Here is a 12373-nt window from a genome sequence, read left to right as displayed (position 1 = left end):
GCGGGTTTACCAGAGCCTTAGAGTTAATAATATGTCAATAGTTCCCATGCCATTTTATTAGAAAGGTATAGGGACAACATCAACCTTTAAAACTTATAACACGATGGATGAACCTTTTACTTGCTCCTGCCAAATGAAAACCGACTTAGAAAACTCAGCCGATGTATTTTCCTTTTTTAAAGAGAATTACCCCTTACCAGGTATTGTTGATAATCTGAATAAACTTTCCAATAGAGAGCTGCGCTGTGCCTGCTGCCTGATGGGGACTGCTTTAATTGGCATTTCCCGAAAGAAAACGATTTGGGGCTGGCTTAAGGTAAAGGAATAGATAATGTTGATCCTATTATTTATGGAAACAACAAAAGCAATAAGAAAACTATCAAAATATAAAATAGGGGTTTCCATCAAAACCCCTATTTTTGTGCCGTTAGATATTGGCATGTTTTATAAATTAATCTATGTGAATCTATAAACTATTAAAAGCACATGAAAGAGCTTCTTAGATTTTCAATTTTCCTTGTATTAGGTTTGTTTGCTTCTCTCGCCATAGAAGCAAAGGTGACGCTTCCTGCCATTTTCTCAGATAACATGGTATTGCAGCAAAACGCACAAGTGAATGTGTGGGGCAAGGCTACGCCCGGAGAAAAAGTAACTGTTAAAGCATCGTGGGCAGACAAAGCAGTAACAGCAAAAGCTACTGCCAATGGTAAATGGACATTAAAGCTGAAAACCCCGGATGCAATGACCAATCAATCCATTACGGTCAGTGGTGAAAATACGATTACTATAAATAATGTATTAATAGGTGAAGTCTGGCTTTGCACAGGACAGAGCAATATGGAGTTTCCCGTATCACGCCATCCGGACGTGAAGTGGAAGACCGGAATGCTGAATGAAACGGAGGAGATGAAGGATGCTGATTATCCTGAAATCCGTCTGTTCCATGTGGAGCACCAGTTGGCACCCGGCGGTGAAGTGGATGATTGTGAAGGACAATGGTTGGTTTGTAACCCGAAGAATCTGTACGATTTCTCGGCTGTAGGCTTTGTATTCGGACGTAAATTACATAAAGAGTTGAAGATGCCTGTGGGTTTGATTCAATCTACCTGGGGCGGAACACATGCGGAGTCGTGGACGAAACTGGACGTAATGAAGAAGGACCCTCTTTATGCGGATGTGCTGAAAGACTTTGCATTGGAAGGCGTGAAGCAAGAAAAGAATTACTGTAAAGTACCTGCAACTTTGTGGAATGGTATGATATATCCCATTTTGGGGTATACGGTGAAAGGTAATATCTGGTATCAGGGTGAATCTAATTCAGTTCGTGCCGATAAATACCAGCAGGTATTCACTAATATGATAAATAGCTGGCGTAAAGAGTGGAAACAACCGGATATGCCGTTCTACTTTGTGCAGATAGCTCCGCAATATGGGCAACCGGCAACCATCCGTGAAGCACAACTGAAAACATGGCAAAGCGGGTTGAAGAATGTGGGTATGGCTGTGATTACCGATGTAGGTGATTCGCTTGATATTCATCCCCGTAATAAGACTGTGACAGGTGAACGTCTGGCAGCCTGGGCGCTGGCTAAACAGTATGGCAAGGATGTGACCTATTCCGGTCCGTTGTTCAAAGCTATGAAAATAGAGGGTAACAAAGCTGTTTTGAGCTTCGATTATGTCGGAGAGGGATTGATGACTCCGGACAATGAACCGGTAAAAGGTTTTATTATTGCCGGGGCCGACCGTCGTTTCTATCCGGCTACGGCTGTAATTAAGGGTGATAAACTGGAAGTCTCGGCTCCACAGGTTGCAGCGCCTGTAGCTGTACGTTATGCGTATTGCAACTTCTTTCGCGTGAATCTTTATAATAAAGAAGGCTTCCCGGCTACTCCTTTCCGTACGGATACATGGCAACCGGATTCGTATGCCCGTTGGTTTGCTGATTCGGAGATGGTACGTTTTCCGCAGGCGTATCAGTTGGATCATGGAAAGCGTCTTTTCTTTGGGTATGCACAAGGGGTAGGTTGCTGTGCGATGCTGCAAATGTGGAAGAAGACGGGAGAGCGCCGTTACTTTGACTATGTGGAGCAATGGGCAGACTCATTGATTGATGACAAAGGGGAAATCCATTTGTATCGTGTGGAAACATACAATCTTGACTATATAAATTCAGGTAAGGTTTTGTTCGACTTGTATCGTGAAACTGGTAAGGAGAAATATAAGACGGCAATGGATGCCCTTGTCAGACAGTTGAAAAATCATCCGCGTACATTGGAAGGTGCTTACTGGCATAAGTTGGTTTATCAACACCAGATTTGGCTGGACGGCTTGTATATGGCCTCCCCTTTCCTTGCCCAGTATGGTGCAGAATTCAATAAACCCGAATGGATTGATGAGGCAGTGAAACAATTCACGCTTTGTCAGAAACATACCTATGATGCCAAGACCGGGCTTTATCATCATGCTTGGGATGAAAGTAAGAGCCAGCGTTGGGCCGATCCGGAAACCGGGCATTCCCCTAACTTCTGGGGACGCAGTATCGGCTGGTGGTTTATGGCGATGGTGGATGCATTGGATTATATTCCGGGAGACCATGAAGGGCGTGCCCGGATGATCGGTTGGATACAAGGACTGGCTGAGGTGTTGCCTGCATATCAGGATAAGAATGGTTTGTGGTATCAGGTGCTCGATCAGCCGAAACGGAAAGGAAACTTCCCGGAGGCATCTGTGACAACGCAATTCATGTATGCTTATGCAAAAGCTGTGAACAAGGGATATATTGATGAAAAGTATCGTGCAGTGGCGGAGAAGGCTTTCAACGGATTGAAGAGCAAATTGATGGTAGAACGTCAGGATGGTACATTGACATTGACACGTTGCTGTCAGGTAGGCGGTTTGGGTGGACATCCGTATCGCGATGGCAGCTTTGAATATTATATAGGTGAAAAGATGCGGGATAATGATGCGAAAGCAACTGGACCGTTTATTATGGGGTGCATTGAGCTGGGAAAGTGACAAACTGTCGCTTTTATAAATAATATATATCATGAAAAAGAATTTATTGGCAATAATCTTTGCTTCCTTCTGTGCCGGAACTATTTCTGCACAGAACATCTCGTGGCCTGAGGTAACCACGGAAGCTAAACCCGGTGCCCGTTGGTGGTGGATGGGGAGTGCAGTAGATGCGGCTAATCTGACTCGTAATCTGGAAGCATACTCCAAAGCCGGAATGGGTACGATGGAAGTTACTCCTATTTATGGTGTGCAGGGCAATGACGCAAACGAAATTCAGTTCCTTACGCCCGAGTGGATGCAGATGTTGCGTCATACGGAAAGTGAGGCTGCGCGTCTGGGCATGAAGATTGATATGAATACGGGTACGGGATGGCCTTTTGGTGGTCCGGAAGTGGGTATAGAAGATGCTGCCTGTAAATTACTGATTGAAGAATATACATTGAAAGGCGGCGAACGCCTGAAAACAACCATAGAAGTGACGGATGAAAAACAACGTCCGTATGCCAAACTGTGTCGGCTGATGGCTTTCAGGGTTCTGACAGACACTTCTACCCCGAAGGAACAAAAAGCAGTGCGTTGCTATGACCTGACGTCGAAGATAGAAAACGGAAAGCTGGTATGGAAAGCTCCGAAAGGAGAGTGGCGCTTGATTGCCGCTTTCATGGGAAAAACATTCCAGAAGGTAAAACGTGCTGCACCCGGCGGTGAAGGATATGTGATGAATCACTTCTCGGCAAAAGCTGTGTCCAATTACTTGAATCGTTTTGAACAGGCTTTCTCTGGAAAGACAGCTAATGGAACAGCCGGGACTCCAACTGAGTATCCGCATAATTTCTTTAATGATTCTTATGAGGTTTACGGTGCTGACTGGACGGGTGACCTGTTTGAGCAATTTGCTCTTCGTCGTGGATATAAATTGGAGGAGTACTTGCCCGATTTCCTTTCGGAAGAACGTACAGAGACTACCCGCCGTATCATTTCCGATTATCGTGAGACTCTTGCAGAACTGCTTCAGGAGAACTTTACCCGTCAGTGGACGGACTGGGCACATAAACATGGTTCACGTACCCGCAATCAGGCGCACGGTTCACCCGGCAATCTGATAGATCTTTATGCAACGGTCGATGTACCCGAATGTGAGGGTTTCGGCCTGTCGGATTTCGGTATCCGCGGACTACGTAAAGACTCGTTGACTCGTCCTAACGACTCTGATCTTTCCATGCTGAAATATGCTTCTTCGGCGGCACATATCGCAGGAAAACCTTATACGACTTCGGAGACATTCACTTGGTTGACAGAGCATTTCCGTACTTCACTATCGCAGTGTAAGCCCGATATGGATTTGATGTTCGTTTCCGGTGTGAATCACATGTATTTCCATGGAACGACTTACTCGCCGGCTGAGGCCGCATGGCCGGGATGGAAGTTTTATGCTTCTATTGATATGAGTCCTACAAATAATATCTGGCGGGATGCTCCGGCATTCTTTGATTATGTCACCCGTTGCCAGAGCTTCCTGCAAATGGGACAACCGGATAATGACTTCCTGGTTTACCTGCCCGTTTATGATTTGTGGGACGATCAGGACGGCCGTCTGTTGCTTTTCGATATTCATAAGATGGCACAACGTGCTCCTCGGTTTATAGAGGCAGTGCATCGCATTTATGGTGCAGGATATGATATGGATTATATTTCCGATAACTTTATCCGTAACGCTATGTGTCAGGACGGTAAGATATTGACTTCCGGTGGAGCTTCTTATAAAGCATTGGTAGTTCCCGGTGCACGTTTGATGCCTGCTGATGTGATGGAGAAATTACTTCGCCTGGCGGATGAGGGTGCTACGGTTGTTTTCCTGGAACAGTATCCGGAAGATGTACCGGGATTGAATGATTTGGGTAAACGTCGTGCAGAGTTTAATAAAGCTTTGGCACAAATAAAGGAACGGGAAGGAAAAGGACATGTCCTTTTCGGAACAGATTATGCCCGCACACTGGCTGCCACGGCCGCTGCTCCCGAAGAAATGAAAACTACTTTTGGATTGAGTAGCATCCGCCGCTCACATCCCGAAGGGCACCACTACTTTATCTCAGCTTTAAAGACAGAAGACACTGAAAGTTGGATACCATTGGCAGTACAGGCACGTTCTGCAATGCTGTATAATCCGATGAATGGTACATCCGGTAAGGCGCGGTTGCGTCAGAATAACGGCAGGACAGAAGTCTTCCTGCAATTGGCATCCGGTGAGTCTGTAATTTTGAAAACATTTACAGATCAAGATGTTTCCGTACCGGAATATGGGTATTGGACATCTATGGCTCAGGATGAAGCGGCAAAGATGCTTCCGGGTACTTGTACTTTTGCCGGTAAATGGGGATTTAGTTTCGTAGAAGCAATACCTGTGGTAAGTAATGTACCGGATAGTGTTTCTCTTGGTTCGTGGACGGAAATTGCTGCCGAAGGTGTGAAAAATACAATGGGGACAGCTTGCTATACCACCACATTCACTTTGAAAACTCCTGCTGAGGCTGGAGAATGGATGCTTGATCTTGGAGATGTTCGCGAGAGTGCACGTGTACGCATTAACGGACAAGAGGTAGCTACGCTTATTGCTGTTCCTTACCGTTGTTTAGTGGGCGAATATCTTCGTCCGGGTGTGAATACACTTGAAGTGGAAGTAACGAATCTGCCTGCCAACCGTATTGCAGATATGGATCGTCGTAATGTGCCCTGGCGTATTTATAAAGATGCCAATATTGTGAATATCCATTATAAGAAGGATAATTATGGAAAGTGGGAATCGGTGCCAAGTGGTCTGTTGGGGCCTGTGCGCTTGATTCCGATGCAGAGTATAAAATGATAATGTAACTTCAATTTCTCAAGTAGCCTGAATGGATCTCAGGCTACTTGAGAAACTTAATTAAAACTATAATCAATGAAATCGAATTTAATTATGCTTTGCCTGTTGGGGTTGGCAGGTATTTTGAATGCTCAAGAGGGTAGAGTGCATCAATCTTCCACGTATAAGTATGAGGCTGTATACCGTGACCTGCCTTTTGATATGCCACGGGTGGAAGCTCCTATATTTCCGGACCGTAAAGTGAATCTTGCTGACTTCGGGGCAATAGGTAATGGTGAAGAACTTTGTACGTCAGCCTTTGCCAAGGCCATTGATGCCTTAGCAGAAAAGGGGGGCGGGCACTTGATTGTCCCTGCAGGTGTTTGGTTCACCGGTCCTATTGTATTGAAAAGTAATATTGACCTGCATCTGGAAAAAGGCGCTATTATTCTCTTTTCGCCGGACGTAGATTTGTATCCGTTGGTGGAAACGGTTTTTGAGGGTTTGGATACCCGTCGTTGCCAATCACCTATATCCGGTCGTAATCTGGAAAACGTAGCGATAACGGGGGAAGGTGCCATCGACGGTAACGGGCACTACTGGCGTCCTCTGAAACGGGAGAAAGTTACAGAGAGTGTATGGAAGCAAACTGTAGCCCGTGGTGGAGTTTACAAACGTCCCACTTATTGGTTTCCTTATCCGCAAACATTGAAAGGGGATACCATCAGTAATATGAATGTACCTCAGAATTTGCAGACAGAGGAAGAGTGGCAGAGTGTACGTCATTTTCTTCGTCCGGTGATGGTGAGTCTGATAGAATGCAAGAATGTATGGCTGCAAGGGGTTATCTTCCAGAATTCACCGGCGTGGAATCTGCATCCGCTAATGTGTGAGAATGTATTGGTAGAAGAAGTGCAGGTGCGTAATCCGAATTATGCACAGAATGGTGACGGTCTGGATTTAGAGTCTTGCAAGAATGCGCTGATAGTGAACTCTACTTTTGATGTGGGTGATGATGGTATTTGCCTGAAGAGCGGTAAAGATGAGGACGGCCGGCGTAGGGGGCGTGTCTGCGAGAATGTGGTAGTAGACGGCTGTACGGTGTTCAAAGGCCATGGAGGTTTTGTGGTAGGTAGCGAGATGAGTGGGGGAGTGCGTAATGTATCTGTTAGCAATTGCCAGTTTCTCGGTACAGATGTCGGGCTGCGTTTTAAGAGTAAACGAGGACGTGGAGGAGTCGTGGAGAATATATGGATACGGAATATATCTATGATGGATATTCCGACCGAACCGATAACATTTAATCTTTATTATGGTGGAAAGTCGGCTGTAGAAGTGCTGGAAAGCGGTGAAACTGTACCTGCTAAAGTGGAGCCGATGCCGGTGGATGAGACTACGCCTTGTTTCCGCAATATTCATGTGAAAAATCTGGTTTGTGCCGGAGCACGTCGTGCTTTATTCTTTAATGGTATCCCGGAAATGCCGATTGATGGTATTATATTAGAAGATATAGACATTACTTCTAAATTGGGTGCTGAGTTTATTTATAGCAAAAATATTAGTATGAAGAATGTGAATATCCGTAATACGGAAGGGGAGAAGATTGTGACTCGTTACTGTGAAGGGGTAGAGTAATTTCTTCCCTTTGTACATTCTGTTTTTTCATGGTAAGAATATCAGAAATAACATCTTTTCAGTCAAAACTAATACAGAGTATAGGGGAGTAATCCCCTATTTTTGTATCGTCAAAAATCTATTTAATATCATGAAACATTGCTTTTTTGCGGTTGATTTGGGAGCTACCAGCGGCCGTACCATACTGGGAACATTCACTCCGCAAGGATTAGAACTACAAGATGTGAACCGCTTTCCTAACCATCTGATTGAAGTTGGAGGACATTATTACTGGGATATCTACGAATTGTACCGTCATATTTTGGAAGGTTTGAAACTGGCAGCCCGGATGGACGATGTGCAGATAACCTCTATCGGAATTGATACCTGGGGAGTAGATTTTGTATGTGTGGGTAAAGATGGTGCTCTGCTTCGTCAGCCCTATTCTTATCGTGATCCGCATACGATGGGAGCTCCTGAGGCATTCTTCGCCCGCGTTCCCCGCAAGCAGGTATATGGATGGACAGGTATTCAGATTATGAATTTCAATTCGCTTTTCCAGTTGGATACTTTACGCCGGAATAAAGATAGTGCACTGGAAATGGCTGATAAGATACTTTTCATGCCGGATGCACTTAGTTATTTACTGACAGGAGAGATGGTGACTGAATATACCATTGCCAGTACGGCTCAGTTGGTAAATGCTGAGACCCGTCGTCTGGAACCGGCATTGCTGAAAGAACTCGGATTAACGGAAGATAACTTCGGACGTTTTGTATATCCGGGTGATAAAGTAGGTGTATTGACCAAAGAAATACAAACGATTACCGGACTGGGAGCAATACCTGTGATTGCTGTTGCCGGACATGATACAGCTTCCGCTGTAGCTGCCGTACCAGCATTGGACCGTAACTTTGCTTATCTGAGCAGTGGCACATGGTCATTGATGGGGGTGGAGACAGATGCGCCGGTTATTAATGAAGAAACAGAAGCACTGAATTTTACGAATGAAGGAGGTGTTGCAGGGACGATTCGTTTACTGAAGAATATTTGTGGCATGTGGTTGTTGGAACGCTGCCGTTATGATTGGGAAGAAATATCTTATCCTGAACTGATTGCTGAAGCAGAGGCATGCGAACCTTTCCGTAGTCTGATAAATCCGGATGATGTTTTGTTTGCCAACCCGATGAGCATGGAACAGGCTATTCGTACTTATTGCGCTGACCATCATCAACCGATACCAGAGACACGTGGGCAGATTGTACGCTGTATTTTTGAAAGCCTGTCACTGCGCTATCGCCAGGTCTTGGAGAACCTGTGCAGCCTCTCTCCCCGTCCTGTAGAAGTACTGCACGTCATCGGAGGAGGAAGCCGTAATGATTTGCTGAATCAGTGGACTGCCAATGCGGTAGGTATTCCTGTAGTTGCTGGACCGTCGGAAGCAACTGCTATCGGCAACGTAATGATACAAGCTCTCACAGCAGGTGCAGCAAGTGACGTTGTTTCCATGCGTCAGCTTATTAATCGTTCTATTCCATTGAAGACTTTTACTCCGGAGAACGTTGAAGTTTGGAATACCGCTTATCTGCATTTCTTGCAGTTAGCCTAATATTACTTGTCAGTGATAACGTATAACTAATAAATTATAACTAATAACTAAAAACTAGTACCATCATGAAAGAAGAATTGATTCAGAAAGCCTATGAAGTGGCAAAAGAACGTTACGCAGCTATCGGCGTAGATGTAGAGAAAGCTATGGATGCCTTGCAAAAGATTTCCCTCTCCCTGCACTGCTGGCAGGCAGATGATGTAGCCGGATTTGAAGCACAGGGTGCGTTGACTGGAGGTATCCAGGCTACCGGAAACTATCCTGGCAAGGCTCGTAATATGGAAGAACTAAGACAAGACGTATTGAAAGCAGCCAGCTATATTCCTGGAACTCACCGTTTGAATCTTCATGAAATCTATGGTGACTTCGGTGGTAAATTTGTTGATCGTGACCAAGTAGAACCGGCTCACTTCGAAAGTTGGATACAGTGGGCAGCTGAAAATAATATGAAGTTGGATTTCAACTCCACTTCTTTCTCTCATCCGAAGAGTGGTAACCTTTCCCTCTCTAATCCTGATAAAGGTATTCGTGACTTCTGGGTAGAGCATACAAAACGTTGCCGTGCTATTGCAGAAGAGATGGGTAAGCGCCAAGGTGATCCTTGTATCATGAATCTGTGGGTACATGATGGTAGCAAGGATATCACAGTGAACCGTATGTTGTATCGTGACTTACTGAAGGATTCTCTGGATCGCATTTTCGAAGTGGAATACAAGAATATGAAAGACTGTGTGGAGTCTAAAGTATTTGGTATCGGTCTGGAAAGTTATACGGTAGGTTCCAATGACTTCTATATCGGTTATGGTGTGAGTCGTAATAAGATTGTTACACTGGATACTGGTCACTTCCATCCGACTGAAAGCGTTGCGGACAAACTGTCTTCTCTATTGTTATTTATTCCGGAAATCATGTTGCATGTGAGCCGTCCGGTACGTTGGGATTCTGACCACGTGACGATTATGAATGATGAAACAATGGATCTCTGCAAAGAAATTGTACGTTGTAATGCTTTGGATCGCGTACATATCGGTCTGGATTATTTTGATGCTTCTATCAACCGTATCGGTGCGTATGTTATAGGTAGCCGCGCTACACAGAAATGTGTGTTGCAAGCTCTGTTGGAGCCGCTGGATACTTTGCGCAAATATGAAGCAAATGATCAGTTATTTGAGCGTCTTGCTTTGCTCGAAGAAGGAAAATCTTTACCCTGGAATGCAGTTTGGGATATGTTCTGCTTGAAGAACGGTGTACCTGTAGGTGAAGAATTCATTACTGAGATACAGAAATACGAAGCAGACGTTACGTCGAAACGTAATTAAGTGATTAATGGTTAGCGGTGAGTGTTTAGTGGGAAAGCAGTATCTTTGTGCGTTTTCCTGTGCTAAGCACTTATCACTAACCACTAAATGTTATTATCATGAATACACTGATAGGATTGTTGATTATAGCTATCGGGAGCTTCGGACAGAGTAGTTCGTATGTGCCTATCAATAAGGTGAAAAATTGGTCATGGGAAAGTTTCTGGCTTGTACAGGGAATCTTTGCGTGGCTTGTTTTTCCGTTGTTGGGAGCATTACTTGCTATTCCGGCAGGAAGTTCACTGTTAGAACTCTGGGGAGCAGGTGGTGCTTTGCCTGCAATGATTTATGGCGTCCTGTGGGGCGTTGGCGGATTAACTTTCGGGTTGAGTATGCGTTATCTGGGTGTAGCACTTGGACAAAGTATTGCCCTCGGTACATGTGCCGGATTCGGAACACTCTTCCCCGCTTTGTTTGCCGGAAAAGATTTGCTGCATGGTGAAGGACTAATGCTACTTATTGGCGTCTGTATAACGCTGGCTGGTATTGCTATCATCGGATATGCCGGTAGTCTTCGCTCCAAGAATATGACGGAAGAAGAAAAACGGGCAGCTGTTAAGGACTTTGCTTTGACGAAAGGTTTGCTCGTGGCATTGCTGGCAGGTGTGATGAGTGCGTGTTTTGCTCTTGGACTGGATGCCGGAACACCTATAAAAGAAGCAGCTTTGGCAGGTGGAGTAGAAGCTCTTTATGCTGGGTTACCCGTAATTTTCCTGGTTACTCTCGGTGGCTTTTGTACAAATGCTATTTATTGCATCTGGCAGAATATCAAGAATAAAACCGGTAAGGAATATTTCTCTGTAAAAGGTGCGGTACTGACGAATAATCTCTTATTTTGTGCTCTTGCCGGTGTACTGTGGTATTCACAGTTCTTTGGTCTTGAAATGGGTAAGAGTTTCCTGACAGACAGTCCTATACTTCTTGCTTTCTCCTGGAGTATCCTGATGTCACTGAATGTTACGTTCAGTAATGTTTGGGGTATCTTACTGAAAGAGTGGAAAGGTGTCAGCAATACTACGATTGCCGTTCTTATCTTAGGCTTGGTGGTTCTGATATCTTCCATTATAGTAGTGGCAATGGCACAGGTATAAAGTGGTAACTAAATTATATTAATATGAAATCAATTCTCGAAAATCGCCAGGCATTGACCTATGCAGTCAATCAAGCGGCAGAAGTTGCCGGATATCTCTGGCAAAAAGGGTGGGCTGAACGTAATGGCGGCAACATCACACTGAATATTACTGAATTTGTAGACAATGGGATAAAGTCGTTGCCTGCTATAAGCGATGTAAAGCAGATAGGTGCTACTCTACCTTATCTGAAAGGCTGTTATTTCTATTGCAAAGGAACTAATAAGCGTATGCGTGATTTGGCTCGCTGGCCGATGGAACATGGTTCTGTAATCCGTATTCTGGACGACTGTGCCAGCTATGTGATTATTGCAGATCATCCTGTGATGCCAACTTCTGAATTACCAGCCCATCTCAGTGTGCACAATCGTCTGATTGAGAAAGGTTCGCCTTATAAAGCTTCATTGCATACTCATCCCATTGAATTGATTGCTATGACTCATTGTAAGAAATTCCTTGAAAAAGATGTTGCTACCAATTTGCTTTGGAGCATGATTCCCGAAACTAAGGCTTTCTGTCCACGTGGTTTGGGTATCATTCCTTATGAATTGCCAAGTTCCGTAAAATTGGCAGAGGCTACCATCGGACAATTAGAAGATTATGATGTGGCCATGTGGGAAAAGCATGGTGTATTCGCAGTAGATGTGGATATTATGGCAGCTTTTGATCAGGTGGATGTACTGAATAAGTCTGCTCTGATTTATATTGCCGCCAAAAATATGGGCTTTGAACCTGACGGTATGAGCCAGGAGCAAATGCAGGAAATGACTCGTGCATTTAATCTGCCTAAATGATTTTTAAGTAG

The 12373-nt window shown here is 44.6% G+C and carries 8 protein-coding genes; all 8 read left to right on the top strand.

Annotated features, from left to right (window positions below; all coding sequences use genetic code 11):
• Window positions 1-103: 103 nt before the first annotated feature.
• The 8 genes from DWW10_RS00735 (at window position 104) to rhaD (ending at window position 12362) form a co-directional block, all read left to right on the top strand.
• Window positions 104-328, top strand: coding sequence for a hypothetical protein (locus DWW10_RS00735; RefSeq protein WP_022393461.1), 225 nt, complete (start codon window positions 104-106; stop codon window positions 326-328).
• 158 nt (window positions 329-486) lie between these two features.
• Complete coding sequence (locus tag DWW10_RS00730; RefSeq protein ID WP_022393462.1) at window positions 487-3018, top strand: glycoside hydrolase family 88 protein; 2532 nt, start codon at window positions 487-489, stop codon at window positions 3016-3018.
• A gap of 31 nt (window positions 3019-3049) precedes the next feature.
• A complete protein-coding gene (locus tag DWW10_RS00725; RefSeq protein ID WP_022393463.1) occupies window positions 3050-5878 on the top strand; it encodes an alpha-L-rhamnosidase in 2829 nt (942 codons plus the stop codon).
• 93 nt (window positions 5879-5971) lie between these two features.
• Entirely contained in the window at window positions 5972-7492 is a 1521-nt protein-coding gene (locus tag DWW10_RS00720; RefSeq protein WP_409012343.1) for a glycoside hydrolase family 28 protein, read from the top strand.
• Window positions 7493-7622: 130 nt separating this feature from the next.
• Complete coding sequence (locus DWW10_RS00715; protein WP_022393465.1) at window positions 7623-9080, top strand: rhamnulokinase; 1458 nt, start codon at window positions 7623-7625, stop codon at window positions 9078-9080.
• A gap of 65 nt (window positions 9081-9145) precedes the next feature.
• Window positions 9146-10399, top strand: coding sequence for an L-rhamnose isomerase (locus DWW10_RS00710; protein WP_022393466.1), 1254 nt, complete (start codon window positions 9146-9148; stop codon window positions 10397-10399).
• A gap of 98 nt (window positions 10400-10497) precedes the next feature.
• Window positions 10498-11529: an L-rhamnose/proton symporter RhaT gene (rhaT, locus tag DWW10_RS00705; protein ID WP_022393467.1), complete on the top strand. Its 1032-nt coding sequence runs from the start codon at window positions 10498-10500 to the stop codon at window positions 11527-11529.
• Window positions 11530-11552: 23 nt separating this feature from the next.
• Window positions 11553-12362: a rhamnulose-1-phosphate aldolase gene (gene rhaD / locus DWW10_RS00700; protein WP_022393468.1), complete on the top strand. Its 810-nt coding sequence runs from the start codon at window positions 11553-11555 to the stop codon at window positions 12360-12362.
• Window positions 12363-12373: the final 11 nt, after the last annotated feature.

Origin of the sequence: Bacteroides intestinalis (assembly GCF_003464595.1) — a bacterium.
Taxonomy (GTDB): domain Bacteria; phylum Bacteroidota; class Bacteroidia; order Bacteroidales; family Bacteroidaceae; genus Bacteroides; species Bacteroides intestinalis_A.
The sequence above is the reverse complement of the archived record's forward strand: the minus strand, read 5'-3'. Positions and strand labels throughout refer to the sequence as shown.

Bases quoted from the DNA above. Each gene is read 5' to 3' on its own strand.
- DWW10_RS00735 (WP_022393461.1), top strand. From the start codon at position 104: ATGGATGAACCTTTTACTTGCTCCTGCCAAATGAAAACCGACTTAGAA.
- DWW10_RS00730 (WP_022393462.1), top strand. From the start codon at position 487: ATGAAAGAGCTTCTTAGATTTTCAATTTTCCTTGTATTAGGTTTGTTT.
- DWW10_RS00725 (WP_022393463.1), top strand. From the start codon at position 3,050: ATGAAAAAGAATTTATTGGCAATAATCTTTGCTTCCTTCTGTGCCGGA.
- DWW10_RS00720 (WP_409012343.1), top strand. From the start codon at position 5,972: ATGCTTTGCCTGTTGGGGTTGGCAGGTATTTTGAATGCTCAAGAGGGT.
- DWW10_RS00715 (WP_022393465.1), top strand. From the start codon at position 7,623: ATGAAACATTGCTTTTTTGCGGTTGATTTGGGAGCTACCAGCGGCCGT.
- DWW10_RS00710 (WP_022393466.1), top strand. From the start codon at position 9,146: ATGAAAGAAGAATTGATTCAGAAAGCCTATGAAGTGGCAAAAGAACGT.
- rhaT (WP_022393467.1), top strand. From the start codon at position 10,498: ATGAATACACTGATAGGATTGTTGATTATAGCTATCGGGAGCTTCGGA.
- rhaD (WP_022393468.1), top strand. From the start codon at position 11,553: ATGAAATCAATTCTCGAAAATCGCCAGGCATTGACCTATGCAGTCAAT.